The organism is Methanomicrobia archaeon (assembly GCA_011049045.1).
GTDB lineage: Archaea > Halobacteriota > Syntropharchaeia > Alkanophagales > Methanospirareceae > JACGMN01.
The window spans coordinates 1-23,276 of record DSCO01000056.1 but is presented as its reverse complement, the minus strand read 5'-3'; the positions used below and the strand labels follow the sequence as shown (position 1 = coordinate 23,276).

Sequence of the window (23,276 nt, the reverse complement as noted above, 5' to 3'; positions counted from 1 at the left end):
GCGCGACGCGCGGCACGGGTGTGGTGAGGCTGCACGATCGATCTGGTACGTTTTTAGGCTCCTGGATTAGTGCATGCTATCAGTTCGAAGTCATCAGCGTAGTGTTCTGATTCTTATCGAATCTTTTGAAAACGATGCCTGAAAAGATATGACTAGCAGATTAATTCAGAAGCTTCAAAAACGCTCGTTCCTTTTTATGTATGCTTGCAGATGAGCACCTTTTACGAGGTCAGGAGAAGGGACGGCGCGGCACGCCTTGGTCTTCTATCAGTGAAAGAGGGGAGGCAGCAGACACCGCTGCTCTTCCACGGTGATTCCTTACGCAGCGGTGAGGAAGGCTTTGCAGTGCGCTCAGTGGAAGATCCGAACTTTCCTGAGCTTCTTGAGACCAAGAACTGGAACGTGCCGCGCGGCACTGTGCTGCTGCCTTCCGTTCATCCGCTCTTTTGCACACTGAACGAAGCTCTACCGTCGTTAAAGGTCGATTGCTACGTGCTCTCCTATGCATCAGCGCTGCTGCACAGTCCGCGGGAGTTCGTTCGCGGTATTCTCGCAGCTCGTGAGACGATCCCGCCGGATACCGCGTTATGGGTGCCTGGCATTGCCACGGCCGAGACTGTCGCGGCGCTGATTTACATGGGTGTTGACCTCGTGGACGACACGAGTGCCGTAATTCAGGGCTATCAGGGCCTGTACCATACAGAGGAAGGCGCACTCGAGTTATCCGATCTGGAAGAGCTGCCCTGTGTCTGCTCGGTCTGCTCGGCGCTAACTGCAGACGAGTTACGCGAACGGGATGATACTGAGCGCGCACAGTTCCTGGCGCAGCACAATTCGCTTCTGCTCGATAAGGAGCTGAAGAAGGTCAGGACGCAGATACGCGCCGGCACGATGCGTGAATATATCGAGCAGAGGGTGCGGTCCTCGCCGTTCCTGACCGCCGCGTTGCGCCTCCTGGATCTCGAGGAGGGCGCGTATTTCGAGCTACGAACGCCGGTCGCGCGGAACTGTGTGCTGATGGCGAACACGCTGGAATCTTTGTGGCGAGTCGAGGTGAAGCGATTTGCGCGCCGCGTTTTGGATCGTTATGAGCCACCACAGCGGCGCATTCTGCTGCTTTTGCCCTGCTCTGCGCGGAAGCCCTATTCGCGATCACCATCGCACCGGAAGTTCAGTGACGCGATCGCACCCTACCGGGGACACGCGCACGAGGTGATCCTGACGTCACCACTCGGCGTGGTGCCGCGCGAGCTGGAGCTGGTGTATCCCGCTGCGTTCTATGACATTCCGGTGACCGGCCACTGGGATGCTGAGGAGCGCGCATGGGTCGCCTCGTGTCTGCGAACCTATCTCGAGCTTCATCACCAGAGGTACGAGCATATAGTAGCACATCTCAGCGGCGCGTATCGCGATATATGTCTCAGTGTCGCGGCTGACTTAGGGCTCGAAGTGAGCTTCACCTGCGATGCGGACGAGGACATGACCGCAGCGCGCGCGCTTCAGCGGCTGCGTGAGGAATTCGCAGAGCTCTGTGGCGACACGAAGCGACTGCCAGGCCTCGCGCATAAAACAAGCATGCTCAGGGCGATGGCTGACTATCAGTACGGGCGTGGTGTGGGGCGTGCGCTCTTTTCAGAAGCTGGTGGGACGCGGCTGAAGATTACCGGTAAGTTCCCGGCCTACCAGCTCAGCGCAGATGGTGCTGTGCTTGCGCGCGTTGTGCCGGCATACGGGCTTATTACGCTCACGCTGAACGGCGCGCGCCAGATTGCGGAGCTTCTAGCTGCGTATACCGTACACATCGGCGATTTCCTGCCCCGGGGCTCGATCCTGGCACCCGGTGTGGTTGATGCAGGCACGGCGATTCGAGTGAACGATGAGGTTCTTTTTACCGGTGAGAAGGCGTTCGGTGTGGGTCGTGCGAAGATGGCGGGCTGGGAGATGGTCGCCTCACGACGCGGTAGTGCGGTCGAAGTGCGTGAGGTGACTGCTGTGTGCGGTACCTACGTATCGTAGCGTTCAGGACTGCGTGCACGGGTGGCTGAGCATCGGTGCACGGTGCGAAGGAGAAATCGCAAAGTATTTAAGGGTTGGACGATATCAAAAACATCACAGGCGATGGTGGCAGAAGAGAAAGAGCGGTTTATCTCAAAAGCATTCTTAGGAACACTCGATGAGTTTGTCAGGGATCGTGACGCGATCACCGCGGAGTGGAATGAGATTCTGGCCCGGTATAAGCAGGGCGAGGACGTCATGGAAGATTTCCGGGCGATTCAGATCAAAAAGCCGAGTATCTTCATGCTGATCGACGATATTTATCATAAAGAGATAGAGCTCGAAGAGAAGCTCAAGGTCGCGCAGGTGAGCGACGAGATTCGGAGCCAGCTCCAGGCCTTTAAAGAGCAGTTCGCCGAACTGGCTGACGAAATTGACCTGTTCGTCCTTGCAGAGATCGGCTTATCAAAGACGAAGATCAGCGGCGTTTAGTCGAACTCAGGAGCTCAAGGCGAAAGCTCTGCGAATATCGCGCGCACCTGATTCTCCGTTTCTTCGCGCGTGCCCTCATTCGTTATAACGTAATCCGCGAATGGTAGTTTCTCCGTAAGGGGCAGTTGTAAAGCGATCATTTTTCGCGCCTCTGCTCTCGTAACGCCCTCCCGGTCGGAGATTCTCTGTATCTGCGTCTCTTCACTGCAGTAGACCACAACAACGGCGTCGAATTCGTGCTGCACGCCTGTCTCGATCAGGAGCGGGACATCGACGACCACGAGCGTGTGGTGCGTCGCGGTTAGTGCCGCAATCGCCGCGATTCGCTCCCGCATCTTCCGATTCACTACTGGATGGACGATCTTCTCCAGCGTGACGCGCTTCTCAGCATCGTTGAATATAAGGTCACGCAGCCTTTTACGATCAAGCTCTAAATCATGCCGCACGATCTCCGTGCCAAAGCATCGCACGATCTCCCACCAGGCCATCGAGCACGGGATGACCGCTTCGCGACTGAGCACGTCGCAATCGATCACATATGCGCCGAGCTTCATGAACTGCTGGAGCACGAGCGTTTTGCCGCTCGCCATGCCGCCGGTTAAGCCCGCAACGCGCATGGTCTTCTTCATCATCGCTCGCCTCCCGTAACCGCTGCTTCCAGGAGCTTGGCGAGTGCAAACGCGGGAAACGTGGCGGCAATGTCAGTTCCGTACCGTGCAGCGAGCGAGATGAATTGCAGATGCACCGCGTCCGCAGCCGCACGGGCGAGGAAATCGCCGATCCCCGCAGCTACTACACGGCTCAGGCCGTAGGCCGTCTTCATCTGTTCTAGCGATGCTTGTAACTCCTCGACCTGCTTCTGCTTCACCTGCGCAGCGATCGCAGCTGCACCCGTCTCGCCAAGTTCTTCCAGGTCGCTGCAGACCACCCGCGCCAAGCGTTGTAAAGCGCTCATTCTGCTCTTCTCTTCCACCTCGCGGCCTACGAAGGCGTACCAGTTCGGGCTGCTGCAGCTATACGCATCCTCTCGTAGCTCGCCCAGAACAATGTACGCGTCCGCAGTGATGGCGAAGAGTTCTGAAGAGACCCTGCACGTCTCGCTCGCCTCTTCCTCCGCGAGGTTCACGCGCTGCAGCACTGCCGCGACGTTCGTGCGTAACACGCCCGAATAGATCAACTCGCCGCGTTTCAAGCGCTCAAGATCAGTGCGCTGCGCTCTTACCGTACCGTCACTAATGGGGATCACATCGGTGGTCGTGCTGCCGATATCGAGAAAGATCGCATCGCGGTACTCCTGTGCCACGAGCGTTGCGGATGCGAGCCAGTTGGTCGCGGCGAAAGCAAGTGGGTCGGTCTCTACCGCCGAACGGGCTCTGAACTGACCCATGCGGTCAAAGAACAGCGGGTTATCAAAGCTCGTCGCCACGGCGTCTGCAATGAAGAGAACGCCCTCACGGCGCGTAGCGAAGCAGTCACTGAGCTCGCCAGTCATTACCGCACCGATCGCCTCGAGTTTGGCTCCAAACCGCTGCTGCACCTCGGGGAGTACCTCGTAGAGGCAGACCTTGCGATGCCAGAGTGGCGCGTACAGGGACTCAACGACGACGCCATCAGAAGTGGCTACTTTCGTGTTCGCCCCGCCCACATCTATGCCAAGGAACATTACCTCTTCTAACCACCTTTTGCCGCTGGCCTTATTTAAGAGTTATATACTCGAGCAGTTTCTGCCCCAGTTTGGGATCATCAAGGGCTTGTATAAGCTCGTCGGCATTACCGAACGGTCTGCGTGCTGCTATCCTCATGGCTCGCTTCGCGCCAACGCCCGGCAGTGCCGTGAGCGTCTCAAGCGAGGCAGTGTTGATCGCGAGCGGATAGGGCACGGCGGTGATCGAGCGATAGCCGTAGCCAATGACCTTTGCGTCCAGAAAGTTATGCAGCGAGAGCACACCCGGAATCCCCACGAGGAGGGGATAACTGCCGAGCTGCCGTCCAAAGGTCACCGTGCCCTCGTGGATCTCCAGGTAGATGTCTGTCAGGATAGTGCCCTCGGGCACAACGCGCTTCAGCATCGGGCGGTCGATTTCGGTCCGTATATAATGCTTCAACCGCTGGAACTCGTGCTTATGGCGTTTCACGAGCTTATCCCCCAGCTCAAACTGCTTCGTGCCCGGAATAGGGATGACCTGGCGGAGATTGATCCGGCGCAGCAGAAGCCCCTCATCCATGATCCGCTGTAAGAACTGGTAATCCCGCGGGAACGTCTTCTTACTCTCGCCATCGAGCCCAAAGACAAAGTTCAAGCCGGGTAAGAGCTCCGGCAGTCCGTTCGCGCCCCTCGCCGAGCCAACCTCATTAAGCAGCTTCACCGCACTCAGAACCTCGTCCGCATCAGCCTTCAAATTGTTCCGCGCGATCACAACCGGGTCAACGCTTTCCACACCAAGTGCGGCGACGTCACCGGACGTATGATACCGTACGATGCTCTTCGCGATGCGGCTGCATTCCCGGGGATAGCGCGCGAGGATGCCCGGATTGGCATTATCGATATGGAGCGTTTTGAGCGCGGGCGCAACCGCACGAATGCCATGAAACAATCGCTCGAGAGCGTCCGGATTGGGCTCCGGGAACTCCACCTCACCCGCGCCGTTCGCCATATAGGAGAAGATGCAGGGCTGATTGCCGAGCCTGAAATGGCGAATGCCTGCGCGATACAGCGCTGCGATCTCGCTCAGGATGTCCGATACGGGCCGGAAATCGGGTGGACCCTTGCTGGGCTCACTGCAGAACGAGCAGCCGCCCTGGATACTGCGCGGGCATCCGCGATACGTCTCTATCTCAGTGATGAGGTAGTGGGGGAAGAGCGGATGCTGTGCCACGACTCGCGCGCCTTTTACCGCGGGATCTCGTATCATGCTGGCGTTTACTCGGCAGAGCGCGGGATCTACCGCATCCGCGTCTAACTGGTTGCGTAGCAGCTCGGCCACGACGACCTCACCATCACCCTGCGCGATAACGTCAAAGACCGGTGCAACGAACTGGAGATCACGCACGGGTTTACCGCCCGCCAACCCGAACCCGTACCGGGCAGCCGGGCCGCAAAGCACTTTCACGGGCTTTTCCAGGCACGCGAGGAATTCAAGAAGCTCGTTCGGGCTGGCCGGGAACCCCGACAGGTATCGACCGGGAACGGCCATGCCTGCAATGACCACGACCAGATCAGATCGTGCGAATAACGCTAAAATCGATCGCTCTGCTCGGAGTTGATCGATCGTGCGATACACGACCTGTGCGGTATGGTCGTGATGCCAGACGGCGCCAGCGATATAGCGTGGGTACGGACTGATATACGGCGGCACACCGAGGCAGGTGGGCTCGTCAACATAGCCGTCAAGTAGTGATACCGTCAGCATAGTAAACCGGAGAAACCATGGGTGGATCTATCATGATTTTTAGTTCTACGGGTAATAAAGTACTGGTATCACCTGGTGTGGTCTATTTCTGAACGATGAAAAAGAGCAACGAGCGCAGAGAACGGGATTTTAAAGAGCGGATCGAGCGTCTGTCCCGCGATGCCGCGGCGTGCAGTAAGAACGTCGAAACGGCGTTAGGCGAACTCGCGAGTGTCAAGAGCGCGTTGAGCAGTATCGTGAAAGAGCTGGCGCGTATCAAGGAGATGCTGGCGGATCAGAACGGGTTGACTGAGCAGAAGCTGGATGCGATCGGCGACGGCCTGGAGATCATGGAGGAGGAATTGTCAGAGAAGCGGAAGAAGGCCGAAGAGCGATCCCCCGGCAAGGAATCGGAGTATTTAAGCCAGCTGCAATACCTGCGGGCGGATTTCGAGAATTACAAGCGATTTGTTGAGCGTGAGAAGTGCGAGCTTGGTGATCGGCTCTGCGAATGCTTCATGCTCGATCTGCTACCGATCCGGGAGAGCTTAGAGGTCGCCGTTGATCACGCGAAGGCGACCGGGAATTCAGCAGGGCTGCTGGAGGGCGTGGCGTTGACGCTGAAGCAGCTCATGGAGCTGATGAAACGTGAGGGGCTCGAGGAGATCCAGGCGGACGGCATGCAATTCGATCCTTTCAGGCACGAGGTGCTAGCCCGGGTGCCTGCAGAAGAAGGCGAGGCGGGGAACAGCGTGCGCGAAGTGCTGCGCAAAGGGTTTGTGTTCCGCGGCAAGGTCATCAGGCCAGCGCTGGTAAAGATCGCGGTGAGCGAGGAAGAAGCGGCACCTGACGTGACCTAATTACTGCTACCGGGGACGGATGGCGATGGCGCTCGAGATAAAGGACGTGGACGCGTACTACGGCAGCAAGAAGGTGCTGGAAGGTGTGGACGTCACGGCATCAACGGGCGAGCTACTGGGCATCATCGGACCGAACGGCTCGGGCAAGACGACACTCTTACGGACGATAGCGCGCATCTTGAAACCGCGGACGGGCACAATCCTCCTGGACGGTACGGCAGTGGTGGAGATGAAGGATAAGGTGTTCTCGCAGCGCTTCGCTTCGGTACCTCAGGATACCAGCATTCAGTTCGAGTTCTCCGCGCTCGACGTGGTACTCATGGGCCGTAACCCCCATCTGGGCCGGCTGGAGCTGGAGAGCGAGCGGGACATCGAGATTGCACGGCGGAGCATGGAGCTGACCAACTGCTGGCCGCTGGCTGAACGGCCGGTGACGGAATTGAGCGGTGGCGAGCGGCAGCTGGTGATCATCGCACGTGCGCTGACGCAGGAGCCGAAAGTACTCCTTCTCGATGAGCCGACTTCACACCTCGATATCAATTTCCAGATCGAGATCATGGAACTGCTCAGGCGGTTAACTACGCAAAGCGGCTTGATTGTCATTGCAGTCATCCATGACCTCAATTTGGCCGCGCAGTACTGTGATCGGCTCGTATTACTCCGCAGTGGAACGATCATCGCGATGGGCGCACCCCACGCGGTCTTAACGGCAGCGAATATCAGGACCGCGTTCGGTGCCGCTGTGCTCGTGAAACGCCACGCAGTCACGAACCAGTGCTATATCTCGCCCCTGCCACCGTCGGTAAGCCGGCAGAACGAATCAGCACGAGACGGCCACCTCAGGAAGACAGTCCATCTCATCTGCGGTGGCGGTGCGGGCACAGCGCTGATGCACCTTCTCACCGAGAAGGGATACACCGTGACCGCCGGTGTGATCAACCTCCTGGACAGCGATCACGAGGTAGCGCAGCTGTTGCAGATACCGGTAACCACAGAAGCGCCATTCTCGCCCATCACGGAGACCGCGTTTCAGGCACAGCTTGACCAGATCCGCCATGCGGACGCCGTTGTGCTCTGCAATATCCCCGTCGGGTTCGGGAACCTGAAGAACATCGAAGCGGCGGAAGTGGCCCTATCCCGGCTGGGTAAGAGCGTGATCCTTGTCGAGAGCGATCAGATAGCGAACCGGGATTTTACCGACGGTGAGGCCACCAGACGGGTGGACGCGCTGAAAATGAACGGCGCGATCGTCGTTTCGAGCCCCGAAGCGGTGCACGAGGTGCTGGCTACTCTCTAGCGGATGGTGGCGAAATCAGCGGTTTATACCACGGTGTGCCTTGCTCACCCGTATTCAGATGCTGCAGTGATCTGGTGCCGGTAAAATCTCAGAGCGTCATTCGTTACCGCTTATGCTCTCACGCCATCAGCCGCTCAAAGACCAGGATCGCCGTGATCAGATCCTGGAACGCCACGCCGGTCGATTTGAAGAAGGTAACATCCTCTGCACTCGTTCGTCCCGCCTGTCTCTGGAGTAGAACGTCGCCCAGTGGTATCAGATCCTGCTCGGTGATGATCCCCTGCTCCAACCCCTGATAAACCTCGCCCGAATGGATGCACTGTGCTAAGTCGTCCACAACGATCCGCGCTTGCCTCAATACCTCCGGAGCGAACTCGATCTTGCTCTTCGCGTCTGCACCGACCCCGTTGAGGTGCATGCCGGGGTGTAGCTGCTCGGTGAAGACGAACGGCTCGGTCGCCGGCGTCACGGTCGTCAGGATATCCGTATCCACCGCCGCTTCCAGATCAACGACGGCGATCTCAACCCCGAATTCCTGCTGGTGACGCGCTTTGAACGCCTGTGCTCGTTCGGGGACAAGATCCACCAGCTTGATCTGCTCAATCGACGGTCGCACCGTAAGTATCGCCTTTGCCTGATAATACGATTGCTTGCCCGCGCCTACGAGGCCGAGCGTCTCGCAGTCCCTGCGCGCCAGCGCGTCCGTCGCCACGCCCGTGGCCGCGCCGGTGCGAAACGCGGTCATCTCCTCGGCCTGCAAGACCGCGAGCAAGTGCTGCGTCTCCGCGTCACGGAGCAGATATTCGCCCAGGACCGTCGGGACACCGATCTTCGCATTCTCGGGCGCCACGCAGACGATCTTCACGCCGCAGTACCGGGGGTTGTACTTCGGCAAATACGAGGGCATACACCGCATGTCCGAGACGTCAGTGTTCACATAGACCTTCGGCGGTGTGACGCTGTAGCCCAGCGCGGTCTGCTCAAAGCCCTTCTGGATCTCCGCGATGAAGTCCCGCCAGCCAATCGCCTCAATCGTCGCTCGCAACTCATCGTTCGTTATCAGGAACGCGTCTAGCTCTTCTAATCGTTTCATGATCGCACGGTGGTGTGTTGGCAATCCGGCTATAAATAATCTCCGCTACCCTGGAGTGGTACGGCAAAAACGGCTCTTCAAGAAGATCTCGAATACCGAAATACCGGTTAATAACACTTTTTTTCCAGTACCCGGGACGGTGACACCCAACTGGACCAGAGCCGTCACCACCGGGGGGTAAGGATCTAAATCACCCACAACAAACGCTGTTTTCCACTCTGTGGCAGATTCTCCGATTGGAATTTGCTGTAGCACCCATTAGCTTTACAGCCTCCTTAACCAGAAAGCTTAAAATGACACAATACTTATGTCCATCATCTCGTACGGCTATCGTGAAAAGGTATGGGCATGCGTGCGCTTTATGAGATTAACCTGGGAGTGAAAAGCGGGAAGATGTTACAAAATAGGGGTACTCGGTATTGTTTGATGGCACTTTGTGTGGCACTTGTGTTTTCGCTCGTTGGTGGCGCGGCTTCGGCAGCAAGCACAGCAGGATCTGAATTGACCCTGGCAATCCAGATCGGAGATGGCAATCCTCCTGGTGGCGTTTCTGTCTCACTTGATGGTGTCTTCCAGGGTACGACTGATGCTTACGGCGTACTCACTCTTGCTCAAGTACCTGCAGGAGACCATACCCTGCAGGTTGATTTCTTCGAGTTGCATAGCGGCTATGCTCTCGCTACACGGGCTGAGGTCTCCGCAACCGGAGGAGTGCTCATCGAGTCGAGTGAACTGGACCATGGTAGAGTAAGTATGAAGATCAAGCTTACGACCAGCGGAACCGTAACCTGCCAATTGAGTATGAGGGAGCAGGCGGAGGCTGAGCTTGGGTTGTTGACCTCCTCCTCTTCCCCGTCAGTAGGTCTGCCCAGTACTGAGCAAAGCACAGCCGATAAAATCCCCTGGGCTGGCTTCTGGTGGCCGTTAAACCAGGGCCAGACAGCGCTCGGGTATTACCCGCACGGCGCCCCGGGGCCGCTCGCGAAATATGACCAGTATGTCGAGGCAAAGTACGGTGGTGATTCGCGCGCCAAGGAATGGGAATTGGCGAACCATTACATGCCCGGTGCTCCTGGCTGGTTCGGGCACTGCCATGCGTGGGCGGCGGCTTGCGTTCTGGAGGATGAGCCGCGCAGTACGCTGAACAAGGACGGGATCATCTTTTATGTCGGCGATTTGAAAGCGCTGCTCACCGAGTGCCACTATGAGGACCCCGTAGACTTCTTCCTCGGAACACGGTTTGATCCCACGAACTACCCCAACCATCCTTATGATGATGTTTACGCTAGTGATTTTACGATTGCCGTCCGGCAATGGATTAAGGATCGGGGAGCGCCGCTCGTAATGGATTATGAGCCGGGCCCGGAGGTGTGGAATTTCCCCTTCTATCGGTATGATATGACCTTTACACCCGGTATTGGCAATCGGGTAGATGTCATTTGTACCGTATGGCTGGTCAAAGATGGTGTGCATCCTGACCACCTCAGCGGCGTCACGCCCGCCTCGGTCTTCACCCATACCTATCACTACTGGATCACTGTAGATGGGAGTGGCAAGATTATTCCCGGACCTGGTGCCTCAGGCTGGCTCAGCAGTCGCCACCCTGATTTCCTCTGGCACCCCGCGCGGCCCCGGCACTCCAATCCCTATTTGAATTGCGATCTGGTTGGTGAGCTAGTAGGCAAGAAGGTGGGTGTCGGCGGTATCACACGGTCGAACAACTATTACACCAATCATACGCTCAAGATCAAAGTACCCGTTCAGCAATACGATCCCACACAACAAACAATCCAGCTCCACTGGCAGGTGCGTAACCCTGCAGGTCAGGTAATCGACCTGCCCCAGCACAATTACACGGTATCACAAAAACAGCAGGATTACTATCCGAATTATACGATACCCAGCGGCTGGCAAAAAGGGAACTATGACTTGAAAGTCACGGTAAAAGACGGGGCTCAGCAACTGTATAGCACTCCCTGGATTACTGACGCCTTCACCGTGCAGCAAGGATCGCCAACTCAGCTCGAGGATGTGCAGAACATCCCCTCGATTACTTATACCACGCAAGGTCCCGTTGACCTCACGATCATCGATAAAGAGACCGGCCAGGCGGTGGGTACGCTGCAGGGACAGAGCACGAAGAAGGGTGAGGTGAAGGATCCGGCCCAGGCAGTGATCCAGATACCCCAGGCTACCTACTTCGTCGAGACGCTCCCGGGCCCACGTGCTGCTGATGTTCGCGCGTCGCCTAATCCCACGGGCGGGGCACAATCGGCGGTGCTCACGGCGAACATCACCGTTGAGGAGAGTGAGACGGCATTCATGCTCCAGGGACGGTCGCAGCAACAGCAGCAGATAAAATCCTTCGGCGCTTTTCCCAATCCCTTCACGCCCTGCGCGCCCGTGAGTCAGACGACTGAAATCGTTGCTGTTGGCGTTCAGGGCCTCTCCCCGCTTGAGGTTTGGATTACCCGTGACGGCTGGCCGGAGCCGGTTCAGATCCTGCAACTTACGGAATACCCCGTCTTTGTCACGCCCCCGATCTATTCGTTCAGCGAATATCGGGCGACCTGGGATGGAACGCACATGACCTGGGGCACTGTGGTGCCAGATGGCCAGTATCAACTCACGCTCTCAGGCGCTGGGGGCGTGCTCGCCCTCGGTACCGTATGGGTTGACTGTGGCGCCGGGAAGCAGCACCAGCAGAAGCAAACGATAACGATCACCTGTCCCAAGGAGACGGGCTATACTACCCAGGTTACGGGAAAGCAGAGTGGCCAGTACACCCAGACGATCACCACGAAAGTAGGTCAGCAAACAATCACGCAGCAGAGCACGCAGCAGCAGATCCAGAAGGGTCAGAAACACACCTCTTCAACACAGGTTTCAACGCAGGGCGGGCAGTTCACCACCCAGCAGTCACCGATCAATATCGCGCCGGTCGCAGATGCCGGGCCGTATCAGGTGGTGACGGTGAATGAGCAGGTGCATTTTGATGGCTCCGGCTCGTATGACCTGGACGGAACTATTGTGCATTATTACTGGGTCTTTGGTGATGGTGCGACGGGCAGTGGCGTGGCACCCACCCACACCTATACCCAGGCGGGAACCTACTCCATCGCGCTCTTCATCACAGATGACGGCGGCGCGATTGGTGCGGATTTTACCAATATCCTGGTGGTTCAACCCGGTAAGAACCTGCTCGAATCCGTTGGCGCTTATCCTAATCCCTTCAATCCCTGCGCACCCGTAAATCAGACGACTGAAATCGTCGCCGTCGGGGTTCAGGGCCTCTCCCCGCTCGAGGTTTGGATCACCCGTGAGGACTGGCCGGAGCCGGTCCAGATCCTTCAACTCACGGAATACCCCGTCTTTGTCACGCCACCCATCTATTCGTTCAGCGAATATCGGGCGACCTGGGATGGGACGCACATGACCTGGGGCACCGAGGTGCCAGATGGCGAGTATGACCTTACCATCTCAGGTCTTGGTGACGTTCTTGCCACGGGTACGGTATGGGTGAACTGTGGCGTCTGGGAGCTCGAATCGGTAAGCGCCGATCCCGATCCCTTCAATCCCGACGTGGAATCCACGCTGATCACCGCGCGGGGGAGTGAGGGACTCGGCCCTCTTGAACTGGTGATACTGCGTGAAGGCTGGTGGGAGCCCGTCCAGATCCTCTCGCTCGTCGAAGGCCCCGGTGGCACCTATACCACCACCTGGAACGGGACGCACATGACCTGGGGCGAGTCCGTGCCAAACGGGACGTATATTCTCTCGGTCGGTGCCGCGGGGACCGGGCAGGAACTGGTCTCGGGTGTGGTGACGGTGAGGCGCGATAAGCCCTTGACCTCACTCACCGCCAACCCCGATCCCTTCAATCCGGTTATCGGGGAGACAACGCTGATAACCGCCATCGGGACTCCTGGCCTTGGTCCGCTTGAGCTCTGGATCCTGAAGGAAGGGTGGTGGGAACCCGTTCAGATCCTCCCGATGATTGAGATCACGGACGGCACATATACCACTCGCTGGGATGGCAAGCACATGCATAACTACATTGCGCCCGACGGCGAGTACATACTCTCCATCGGGGACGAGATCGGCAAGTTGATAGAAGGTACGGTAACGGTGGATACGCGGGGTGCCGAAGCAGCTGGCATGCGGATCAGGCTTACCTGGAACACCGGTGATACGGATCTCGACCTGTATCTCGCTAAGCCCGGGGATAGCCTGGGCTCAAACGATAATTGCTTTTGGGCCAACAAACATCCTGACTGGAATGGCAATGGTGAGCACTACGATCCTGAAGATCCCGCCCATAACGATACCCGTGATCCCTATCTTGATGTGGACGATACTGATGGCTATGGCCCCGAGCATATTACCATCTACGATCCGCCTGCAGGCACGTACTCCGTGGGTGTTCATTACTATTGGGATAGGGGGCACGGGCCATCAGATGCCACGGTTACCGTCACGCTCTTTGAAGGCACGGCAAACCAGATAGTGAGAACCTTCGGGCCGCATACCATGTACGATAATGACGTTTGGTACGTCACGGATGTTACCGTGCCCGCGGGGACGTTCTCGAGTGTGCCGCAGAGCAGTCCTCAGCTTGCGATGTCGCGGCCTGAAAAGATCCCGCAAAAAGCAGGCAGCAGCATCAGTATCAGTGAATGCGAAGCCAACGTCGCACTCACCGTAGCTGCCGCAGAATACTTCATAGATGTGGTGGGTGATGACGGGACTGGAGTGGCGATGAACCCGGTAGATGGTGCCTTTGACTCCGCGAGTGAGGCGGTAACCGCGATCGTGAATATCAGTGGCTTGGCTATCGGAAACCACACGCTCTTTGTTCACGGAAGGGATTCTGCAGGAGCGTGGGGGCCGTTTGACGCGGTAATCCTTACCGTGACCGAAACGATAGAAGAACCGCCGGGTAGATGGGACATCAACGAAGACTGTACCGTGAACTTCATAGATCTGACGATACTGTCCGCACACTGGCTTGAGACTACCATTGCACCATATCCACGCTACGACATCAACGAGGATGGGGTGGTGAACTTCATCGATTTAACGATACTATCCGCGCATTGGCTTGAAACGACCTGCTAAGTAACGAAAAAAAGTCCTGTGAGGAAAGGAGTTCAAAGACCGTAACGGGAAGCAGCACGAGAACTGGATACCGTTAATACGATTGTTCTAGTACAGATCGGATCATCCTTCTTTCGGCACCCACAGCCCGCGCGCGAACTGCGCGGCCGCTGCTAAATCCGCCTCGTTCGGCCGACCCCTATTGATCCCGCCGAGGAGCTTGAGCGGGCCCACAGCATCAGAGCCGCGGCAGGAGAAATCACCGGCTATCTTGAAGCCCTTCTCCGTTACTGCACGCCGCAAGTGCCGGGTATATCGGTTGAAAATCCCGCCCTCAGCCCGCCCGCTTGTGGAGAAGATGAACGCCTTCCTGTTATCGTGCGCGGGCCACGCGCGAACCAGCGCCAGCAACATCCTATCGTGCCGGCCCCAGTAGATCCCCGAGCCGAGCCCGATCAGGTCGTACTCGTGGATTGCGATGCCCTGCGCCTTATCAACGGTAACGAGTTCAGCATTGAGCGCTCCCGCGATCGCCCGTGCCACTTTTGCCGTATTCCCCTGATGTCGCGATGCGTAGATAATGATGGCCTTCATTTCTCCCCCCATTTCTGTTGCTCGGGCCGCGAAACCACATCTCCACGGCGCTTATCTGTTACAACTTATGCGTGTGACGTAAAGAGCCAGCGGTTAATACGTGCTCACCTCTGCGTATTCATGGCTTTCAAGCTATCTGATTTACTATTAATACACGGCAACCCACTATTTATAGTAAACGAGGAGCGCGTGCGTATGGCGGTCGAGAAGATAGTAAAGGTCCTGGATACCACATTGCGCGATGGTGAGCAAACACCCGGGGTGTCTCTGACCCCTGAACAAAAGGTGCAGGTAGCCCGACAGCTTGATCTACTCGGTGTGGACATCATAGAGGCGGGAACGGCGATCATTTCGGAAGGCGAGCAGCGTGGGATTAAAGCGATCGCGAACGATGGCTTGAACGCGGACATTTGCTCGTTCGCACGGCTCCTTAAAGGCGATATCGATGCCGCACTCGCCTGTGATGTGGACGCCGTGAATCTGGTGGCTCCTGTGTCCGATGCGCACATCCAGAAGAAGCTGAAGCTGGATCGCGAGACACTGCTCGCGAAGACGATCGAGATGGCGGAGTACGTGAAATCGCACGGTGTGGCCGTAGAGATCAGTTCAGAGGACGCATCGCGGGCCGATAGGGTATTCCTGAAATCATTCTTTGTGCAGTTAGCGCCGGTAGTTGACCGGTTATGCTTCTGCGATACAGTAGGCGTGCTCTATCCGGAGCGAACGAAGGAGATCTTCCGGGAGCTCTGCACCGTTGCCACACCCGTTTCCATCCATTGTCATAACGATTTCGGCCTGGGCACGGCGAATTCGATCGCAGCAGTTCAGGCGGGTGCGCAGTGCGTGCACGTCACGGTGAACGGGCTCGGTGAGCGTGCCGGTAACGCATCGTTAGAAGAAGTCGTGATCGCGTTGGAGCTGCTCTACGGCGTGAAGACGCGAATAACGAAGGCGAAATTGTATGAGACCTCACGACTCATCCGGAATTTGACCAAGATGCCTATCGCACCGAATAGGCCGTTGATCGGCACGAATGCATTCACGCACGAGTCAGGCATGCACGTCCACGGAACCCTCGCGGATACAACACTCTACGAGCCGATCGATCCGGCAATCATCGGCAGGACACGCCGGTTCGCCTTCGGTAAGCATACCGGCAAGGCGTCGGTGAAGCGCGTGCTTGAGGACATGAAACTCACGGCCAACGAGGAGCAGACCCAGCAGATCCTAGCGAAGGTGAAGGCGCTTGGCGACAAAGGCAAGCTGGTCACCGATTCCGATTTCCAGGCACTTGTCGAGGATGTCCTGCGCATCGAGCGCGAGGAGCGGATCAAGCTGCTTGACCTCTCCGTGGTCTCCGGGAAGAACGTATGTCCTACCGCATCAATTCGCTTACAGATCAACGGCGAAGAGATAACCGAGGCCAGCGTGGGTATCGGGCCCGTAGATGCAGCGATCAATGCGTTGCGGAAGGCGCTCGCGGGCCACGAGATGAACGATCTACAGCTCGAGGAGTATCACGTCGACGCGATCACCGGCGGAACGGACGCGCTCGTGAATGTCGTTGTCCGGATCAGTCGTGGTGATCGCACACTAACCGCGAGTGGTGTGAACGAGGACATCGTCATCGCCTCGGTGAATGCACTCATTCACGGCGTTAATCGTATGTACCAGTGATACATACCTGTGTGCCGATTGCACAGACGTTATCAGACCAGACTCCCGGCGTTGTGATAAACGGTTTCAAATCTCGATTCCCAGAAATGTCCGTATCAGGAATCCAATAGCAAATGTCAGACCTGCCACACAGAGGCGGAGGGTCGCCATCTCAAGGAACCGTTTCCTGAACGGGAGGTCCTTGGCAACCGAAACGTAAAACGTGAATAACAAGATCACGATGAGCGCGTTAACCAGGGTTGCTCATAGCGCTACGTAGACTTTCGGCAGGAGAAAGAAGGGCAGTATTAAAAAGGCCACGGTCACGATGTACGCCACACTGGTATATACCGCTGCTTTGACGGGGTCCCTCAGTCCTGCCCATCGGTCTCGGACTTCGTTGACAGATATTCGGAAGCTCCCATAGAACGTGCGGCTGCGATGCCGGTAATAAGACCAGCCAATGCGATAAGGTGTCTATTTTGGAACGCGAAGGTGAAGCCCGCAAGTGCTCCTGTTAGTTCGACGAGGGCATCGTTCAGCCCGAGAACGATTGATCCATTCGATATAAAACCTCCTTGCTTACCCCTGATTTGTGGTGAATAGCTGGTCTTCGGCAGTAGGCGGGTACTTGACGACTGAGACCTGACTACGGTCGCGGACGATGCGTCGCGTGCGTGTCACGACCATTAAGCAAGTTCAGAGGACTGAGCGCTATCGGTCACTCCGGGTGGATATGGAGGTTCCCATCGAGCGGCACGTGAGTTCGGAACTGCTCTTCAGTGAGCGGAACCATGTACTTCTGTTTATACTGCTCACGATGTGTATCGTAATACTGGTAGAAATTCTGGTTGACATGGTAGACCTCATCCGTCTCGGGGTTGTAGACGCGGTCGCGGTTGAGGATGAAATCGCTGTAGCCCTCCATGAAGATATCATCCTTCTCCTGACGCTCGTACCACTCGTTGAGCCGCTGCTCACGGAGCGCATCACCGGACGTTCCGCCTGCTGAGCTACCGGTGCCGCCCCAGGACTGCTCGAGGGCACGTCGGCACTCGCCGAGGAACGATTCACGGTAATCAATAGAATTGAAGATCTCGAGCAGGATGGGCGCATCCACCTCGAACTGGTCCGCGGGCGCGTAGATCCCCCAGAGGTAATCAATGGTGGTATAATAGCCCCCGATCTGCCGCGTACCGATCGTGAATGAACCCATCGCGGGCACGCCCTGATTCTTGAATGACGCTCTCATCGCTTTGACCTCGCTGGATACGCCTGCTGAGAGGGAACTCATGTCAACATCCTCGTAGTGGAGCATTTTCATGGCTGTAACTGTGGTAAAATCCTGGGGCAGGTAGTCGGTGAGATACTTCTCGGGTGTAACACCCGGTGGAAGGCCGGTATTAAGGTCAGCATGCAGGAAATTGAGGAATAGCACGCCTCGTGCCGGATTGGCCGTATCCTCCGCGATCAGACCGGTACAGCCGGCTAAGACCGTCACCTTCCAGCCGTCAGGCACTCGCATCTTCACCTTGCCTTCCTGCGCGGTCTCGTGCAGCGGCCCGATGGTGCTCTGAGTTGTCCCGGACCCAGTTGCGTCATCGGGCGGGGTATTTTGGACATAGCTCGAGGCAATAGTGCGTAACAGCCCCTCAAGCTCAGAGAAATCCTCCTCGCTGGTCTCGTAGCTGGTGTAAATCGCGTAGGGCGACTCGACGAAGATTGTATGGACGCCCTTCTTCGCCATACCGTCATCGGTGAAGAGCGTGACCAACTCGAGCATCATCCGATCGCTCGTCTCGCGCACGCTCTCGAACTCAACCTGCTCGTACTCCGCGATCGCCCCGCCCACGAGATAGTTGGCGATCGCCTCGGCATTCATTGACCGGAACGCGCCGCTCAAGATCAGCGGCTGGATCCTTACGTGTGTCGCGCCATATGCCGCGGGATCGGCTACCACGATCGCATCACCTACCGTGACGGACCAGTGAGCCGGCTTCTTTATGGAGAAGTAGTAAGTGGGATCGGTGTGGGTGGTCAGGGTCAGTGCCGCGCGGCTCGACGTGGTTGCATCTTCATCGCCCATAACGTCACCATCATCCACGCAGCCCGCGGTGAGGATCGCCAGCACAAGCACGGTTATAAGCAACTCATAGACCAAACTTCGCCCAGTCATAGTGCCGAAGCGCACCTTCCACCCTTATCACCTCTACACGCTTCTTTCATTCCGCGCTTATCATGTCGTTTGTTCTTCCCTACATTTAAAAAGTACGGGAAACGATCAGTGCGGTTCACTGCCCGCACCATGCTCCTTACGGTTATCGCCGCTTCGCCGTCGCGAAGTCTTTCAGTATAAGGATCCGTTCATCGGGCTCGCGGCAGATCAAAATCGTCTGGAGCGGTTCTGACTCCTCAGCGAGGAGCATGGGCATTCGCTTAACCACCGGCGTTCTTCGTCTCCGGTTAGTGTCCTCGGCAAAAGCCCGTATCAGTGCTTCTGGCTCGGGGAACAGGAGTTCATCTTCTGGCATGTGCGGTGCTAAAACTCGTTCATATCGCCCATATGGTAAGTATGGTGTGTGGCGCTTTAAACTTATGTATAAGAGCCCTGGGCGGGATTTGGACCCGCGATCTCCACCTTACCAAGGTGGCGCATTGGCCAACTATGCTACCAAGGCGTTCTTTCTTGTCTCTCCTATAGGATATACACGCTGGCCGTATATAAATGCCGCACGCGCCTCTGCGAATCGTCCGTTGTAGCTTTATAAACCGCAAAGCAGTTTGGTCTAACTACCTAACAAAAGTACTCGCCAATGAAACTGGGCTTACTGGGGCCTGAGGGCACCTTCTCAGAAACTGCAGCGTTGCTCTGGCTCAAAACGCGGACGAAGACGGCGGCTGAGCCTGCAGAGCTCCTCTTTTACCCTACCATATTCGATGTTGCGGATAGCGTCGCGCGTGGCGAGGTCGGATACGGCGTGGTGCCGATCGAGAATTCCCTTGAGGGCTCGGTGGGCGAGACCCTGGATGTGCTCACGAGTGAAAGTACCGCTGGATCGGTCCAGATAGCCGGCGAGGTGCTGGTACCGATAAAGATCTGTCTTCTCGCGCGTGGCGCGTTCGACCAGATACGGACGGTCGTCTCACACCCGCACGCGATCGCGCAGTGCAAACGATTCATCAGGGGACGATTGCTGTCCCGCGGCGTGAAGGTGCAAGCGGTGGACAGCACAGCGGCAGCCGCGAAATTGGCCCGGGAGCTAGACGCGATCGCCGCGTTGGCTTCTGAAGAGGCCGCACGAAAGTACCAGCTTACCATACTCATGGAGGATGTGCAGGATATGGCAAGCGTGACGCGATTCGTTGCTCTTGCGCCCGCAGCCGTGCAGACGGCGCCGACCGGTCATGACAAGACCTCGCTCTTGCTCGCCCTGAAGGACCGTCCGGGAGCGCTCTACGACGTCCTTGGCGTCTTCGCTGAGCGCGGGATAAATCTCACGAAGATCGAGTCTCGACCATCCCGGCGTGCCCTGGGCGATTACATGTTCCACATCGATTGTGAGGGTCACGTCGAGGAGAAAGAGATAAAAGCAGTGCTGGCGAATCTAGAATCGCGGGTGACCCTGATCAAACTGCTCGGGTCGTACCCCAGGGCCGAGTGACGAAGAGATGAAAATTCTGGTAACCGGTGGAGCGGGTTTTATCGGCTCGCATGTGGTTGACCGGTTGATGGCCGATGATCACGAGCTTATCGTTCTTGATAACCTGAGTTCGGGTGACGAGCACTTCATCGCGGCTCATCAGGGCAAACCGAATTTCCAGTTCCATCAGATCGATCTGGTACACGACGAGATTGCCGGGCTGTTTGAAGGCGTAGAGGAAGTCTGGCATCTGGCAGCGAACCCTGAAGTGCGGCTGGGTGCAGAGGATACCTACGTGCACCTGGAGCAGAACGTCATTGCGACCTACAACGTGCTGGAGGCGATGCGCCAGAGTGGCGTGCGACGAATCCTGTTTACCTCGACCTCTACCGTATATGGCGATGCGGAGCAGTTGCCGACGCCCGAGGACTATCCCACCATGCCCATCTCGTTATATGGCGCATCGAAACTCGCGTGCGAAGCGTTCATCGCCTCTTACTGCTATACCTTCGAGCTGCAGGCGTGGATTTACCGGTTCGCGAATGTCATCGGCCGGCGTTCGGGTCACGGCGTCATCTACGATTTCATCCAGAAGTTGCGCACGAATCCGGCGGCGTTAGAGATTCTGGGCGACGGCACCCAGACGAAATCGTACATATACATCTCCGATTGTATCGAGGCCATGCGTGTCGGGCTCCAGGCGGCCGTCGACGAGGAGCGGGTGCATATCCTCAATATCGGGACGGACAGCATGACGAGCGTCACGCGGATCGCGGAACTCGTTGCTGAGGCTATGAACCTCGATCCGGAGTTAAACTACACCGGCGGCAAGCGCGGCTGGAAGGGTGACGTCCCGGTTATGCTGCTTGATGCCTCGAAGCTCGGTGCACTCGGCTGGCAGCAGCGTTACCATTCGGAAGAGGCCGTGAAGAAGGCGATAAGGGATTTGTTAGCGGCATCCAACTGATTTGAGAGCAGAGAGTGAGTGATCTGGCTGGCTATCTTCGTTGCGTCACTCGTTACCGGGCCCCGGGGTGAATCTCAAGGAGTGGTTATACCATTTAGCACTCGTCATTTCGGTGGAGAACGGCATTTATGCCGCTCGGTAACGCTGATTATCGCTAGCAGCAAGCCCCCCCACCCTTCCGGCACTAAACAACTCTGCTAGGACGAGCCTGCTTGCATGCGCTAGCTAAATCGCAGGCTCAGGGTGGTCTGTCCACCTAAAAATGGAGAAAGGGGGAAAAAATCCCTCTGGTTCGTTCTTCGGAAGTTACTCCATTACCTTCTTCAACGGGCCTATGATTCGCGGATATCCCACGGCCATCATGTGGCAGCCAGCCGCCGGTGTGCCCTTCAGGTACTCGAGGAAGTCGGTGAAGAACTCGACATTGATCCGGTCTACTTCCGCTTTCCGCTTCTCTTTATCCGCGATCTCCTTCGTCGTCTTCAGATTCGCCAGGTAGTCTGGCGGGACATCGACACCTGCGACGTACTTGTCGAAGAAATCGGCCGCGCCGAAACTCTTCGCCGGAAAGATACCGACCAGAACCGGGACATCAGTCTTGCCCAACTCGTTAAAGAACTTATCGAGAATATCCTGGTAGTACACGACCTGCGTCTGGATGTACTCCACGCCGACGTTGATCTTCCGCTTCACCTTGGCGACCTCGGCCTTCAGGTGTGCCGCGCCCGGGGCAGCGGCACCGCCGACGTGCAGTTTTGGCGGGTTGTGTATCTTGTTGCCGCGAAGATCCTTCCCCTCGTCCACCATCTGCCTGATCAGGTGGATCAGCGTGGTCGAGTCGAGATCGAAGACCGGCTTCGTATCCGGGGTGTCACCCAGTGAAACGTGATCGCCCGCAAGCGCCAGGATGTTCTTGATCCCCAGGGTACTAGCACCGAGGATATCGGACAGCAGCGCCATGCGGTTCCGGTCTGCACACCTGAGCTGGTAGACGCACTCCATGCCCGTATCAGACTGGATCTTGTAGGATGCCGCGAGGCTGTTCACGTACGCGAAGCTCTGCGGGTTGTCCGTCACGTTACAGGCGGTCACGAGGCCGATCAGGTCCCTTGCCGCCGCGATGGGCTCCTCACACTCGCCCGCCTTCTCCGGCTCCAGCTCACCCGTGAAGACGAATCTCCCCTCGCTCAATTCCCGCATCAAGTCGCTATAAATTTCGTCAGGCATTTTTCTTACTCCTTACTCTTCTCCTCTTCCGGCTTCTTCTGGAACATCATTGCCATGTACCCACTGATGGTGTTGAAGTTCATCATTGCGCCCATCATATCGACCATGCTCATCGGCTCTTCAAGCTCAAACAGCCGCGGCCTCAGGCATTTGCTCCAGTCGTGCGGCGCGCGCATCTGCAAGAAATCATCGAGATCACCGAGTTTCTCCATCCGCTCATAGATCTTGACCCAGGCGCAGTCCTTCTCAGGATCAATTTCACATTTGTTGTCCACCCGAACACCGCCGCACGGCCCGTTCATCAAGCCTTTGCCGCAGGACGTCAACGGGCAGATACCCGCGGTCTTGCCCAGCTCGCACATACCGCAGGATTGGCAGGTCTCCTTGAACTTCTTCGGGCCGCCGCCGACGAGGCCGATCGCGTCGTTTGCTGGATAGACATGCTTCACAAGCCCCATTTCGTCGTCGACAAATTCCGTCACTACCTGTACGCCATCACCGCAACTCATGACCAGAATCGCATCGCAGCTCTCAACGGCACTCTTCTTTTTCTCTAAGAATATCCCACTCTTCTCAGTGTCACAGGCCTGCATACCCAGGGGCATACTGATTTTGGTGACCGTTTTCCCCTCGTGCTCAAGCTTTGATGCCATCTCATCTACTGCGTCTTTGTCTCCAGTATGATAGAAGGTGGCGCAGCCGCCGCAGCCGAGGACCACAACATTCTTCTTTCCCTCTAAGAATCCCAGAATCTCCTCCATGGGTTTTTGCTCTTGTGCTATCATCTATCTCCTCCCTCTAACTAGCATGTCAACGCCCCCACTATATAAACTTTTCTATTTTTCCAGTAGTTCCGAAAGGGGTGAGTTTCGAACACCAGCAAGACCACATTATCATGGAACCGCGAATGAGAAACGAGATTGAGGTCGCGGGCAAAGGTTTGATGAGCACGAAGGCGAGATCGTCTG

General features: G+C 56.9%; 17 protein-coding genes, 1 tRNA gene and 1 pseudogene. 8 read left to right on the top strand and 11 right to left on the bottom strand.

Annotated features, from left to right (window positions below; translation table 11 throughout):
* The first annotated feature begins 210 nt into the window (after positions 1-210).
* Both ENN68_07435 and ENN68_07430 read left to right on the top strand, forming a co-directional pair.
* Positions 211-2,016, top strand: a complete 1,806-nt coding sequence (locus ENN68_07435) for a hypothetical protein (protein HDS45904.1) — start codon at positions 211-213, stop codon at positions 2,014-2,016.
* A 102-nt stretch (positions 2,017-2,118) separates the two neighbouring features.
* Positions 2,119-2,487 carry a hypothetical protein gene (locus tag ENN68_07430; GenBank protein HDS45903.1) on the top strand — a complete coding sequence of 123 codons (369 nt, stop codon included), beginning with the start codon at positions 2,119-2,121 and terminating at the stop codon, positions 2,485-2,487.
* A 14-nt stretch (positions 2,488-2,501) separates the two neighbouring features.
* Here the strand turns inward: ENN68_07430 and ENN68_07425 are convergent, their stop codons facing one another.
* From ENN68_07425 to ENN68_07415, 3 genes are read right to left on the bottom strand one after another with little or no spacing between them, the layout of a single operon-like run.
* A complete protein-coding gene (locus tag ENN68_07425) occupies positions 2,502-3,119 on the bottom strand; it encodes a dephospho-CoA kinase (protein HDS45902.1) in 618 nt (205 codons plus the stop codon).
* Positions 3,116-4,150 (bottom strand): H4MPT-linked C1 transfer pathway protein, encoded by a 1,035-nt coding sequence (locus ENN68_07420; protein ID HDS45901.1) that lies wholly within the window; start codon positions 4,148-4,150, stop codon positions 3,116-3,118. Before ENN68_07420 ends, ENN68_07425 begins: the two co-directional genes overlap by 4 nt.
* 31 nt (positions 4,151-4,181) lie before the next feature.
* Positions 4,182-5,894: a radical SAM protein gene (locus ENN68_07415; protein ID HDS45900.1), complete on the bottom strand. Its 1,713-nt coding sequence runs from the start codon at positions 5,892-5,894 to the stop codon at positions 4,182-4,184.
* Positions 5,895-5,992: 98 nt separating this feature from the next.
* Here ENN68_07415 and ENN68_07410 point away from each other — a divergent pair, with 98 nt between their 5' ends.
* On the top strand, positions 5,993-6,736 hold the full coding sequence (locus ENN68_07410) for a nucleotide exchange factor GrpE (protein HDS45899.1): 744 nt from the start codon (positions 5,993-5,995) through the stop codon (positions 6,734-6,736).
* Positions 6,737-6,761: 25 nt separating this feature from the next.
* The gene (locus ENN68_07405; protein ID HDS45898.1) at positions 6,762-8,033 is read left to right on the top strand and encodes an ABC transporter ATP-binding protein; all 1,272 of its coding nucleotides are present in this window, start codon (positions 6,762-6,764) and stop codon (positions 8,031-8,033) included.
* A gap of 118 nt (positions 8,034-8,151) precedes the next feature.
* Here ENN68_07405 and ENN68_07400 read toward each other — a convergent pair whose 3' ends face one another.
* The gene (locus ENN68_07400; protein HDS45897.1) at positions 8,152-9,126 is read right to left on the bottom strand and encodes an ornithine cyclodeaminase family protein; all 975 of its coding nucleotides are present in this window, start codon (positions 9,124-9,126) and stop codon (positions 8,152-8,154) included.
* Positions 9,127-9,468: 342 nt separating this feature from the next.
* On the opposite strand from ENN68_07400, the gene ENN68_07395 reads away from it, so the two are divergent.
* A complete protein-coding gene (locus ENN68_07395; GenBank protein HDS45896.1) occupies positions 9,469-14,244 on the top strand; it encodes a PKD domain-containing protein in 4,776 nt (1,591 codons plus the stop codon).
* A gap of 102 nt (positions 14,245-14,346) precedes the next feature.
* Here ENN68_07395 and ENN68_07390 read toward each other — a convergent pair whose 3' ends face one another.
* Positions 14,347-14,817: a flavodoxin gene (locus ENN68_07390; protein ID HDS45895.1), complete on the bottom strand. Its 471-nt coding sequence runs from the start codon at positions 14,815-14,817 to the stop codon at positions 14,347-14,349.
* A 195-nt stretch (positions 14,818-15,012) separates the two neighbouring features.
* Between ENN68_07390 and ENN68_07385 the strand changes: the two genes are divergently transcribed.
* Entirely contained in the window at positions 15,013-16,494 is a 1,482-nt protein-coding gene (locus ENN68_07385; GenBank protein HDS45894.1) for a 2-isopropylmalate synthase, read from the top strand.
* Positions 16,495-16,560: 66 nt separating this feature from the next.
* On the opposite strand, the pseudogene ENN68_07380 reads toward ENN68_07385, so the two are convergent.
* The 4 genes and pseudogenes from ENN68_07380 to ENN68_07365 all read right to left on the bottom strand — a co-directional run bounded on the left by ENN68_07380 (position 16,561) and on the right by ENN68_07365 (position 19,151).
* Positions 16,561-17,093: pseudogene (locus ENN68_07380) on the bottom strand (hypothetical protein).
* Between the two features lie 101 nt (positions 17,094-17,194).
* Positions 17,195-18,649, bottom strand: coding sequence for a hypothetical protein (locus ENN68_07375; protein ID HDS45893.1), 1,455 nt, complete (start codon positions 18,647-18,649; stop codon positions 17,195-17,197).
* Between the two features lie 142 nt (positions 18,650-18,791).
* Positions 18,792-19,004: a hypothetical protein gene (locus ENN68_07370; protein ID HDS45892.1), complete on the bottom strand. Its 213-nt coding sequence runs from the start codon at positions 19,002-19,004 to the stop codon at positions 18,792-18,794.
* Between the two features lie 73 nt (positions 19,005-19,077).
* Positions 19,078-19,151 (bottom strand) — tRNA-Thr (locus ENN68_07365).
* 135 nt (positions 19,152-19,286) lie between these two features.
* On the opposite strand from ENN68_07365, the gene pheA reads away from it, so the two are divergent.
* Positions 19,287-20,135 (top strand): prephenate dehydratase, encoded by an 849-nt coding sequence (pheA, locus tag ENN68_07360; GenBank protein ID HDS45891.1) that lies wholly within the window; start codon positions 19,287-19,289, stop codon positions 20,133-20,135.
* Positions 20,136-20,142: 7 nt separating this feature from the next.
* Positions 20,143-21,081, top strand: coding sequence for an NAD-dependent epimerase/dehydratase family protein (locus tag ENN68_07355; protein ID HDS45890.1), 939 nt, complete (start codon positions 20,143-20,145; stop codon positions 21,079-21,081).
* 306 nt (positions 21,082-21,387) lie between these two features.
* On the opposite strand, the gene ENN68_07350 is transcribed toward ENN68_07355, so the two are convergent.
* Together ENN68_07350 and ENN68_07345 are read right to left on the bottom strand one after the other, a co-directional pair.
* The gene (locus ENN68_07350; GenBank protein ID HDS45889.1) at positions 21,388-22,308 is read right to left on the bottom strand and encodes a 5,10-methylenetetrahydrofolate reductase; all 921 of its coding nucleotides are present in this window, start codon (positions 22,306-22,308) and stop codon (positions 21,388-21,390) included.
* Positions 22,309-22,313: 5 nt separating this feature from the next.
* Entirely contained in the window at positions 22,314-23,093 is a 780-nt protein-coding gene (locus tag ENN68_07345) for a 5,10-methylenetetrahydrofolate reductase (GenBank protein HDS45888.1), read from the bottom strand.
* Positions 23,094-23,276: the final 183 nt, after the last annotated feature.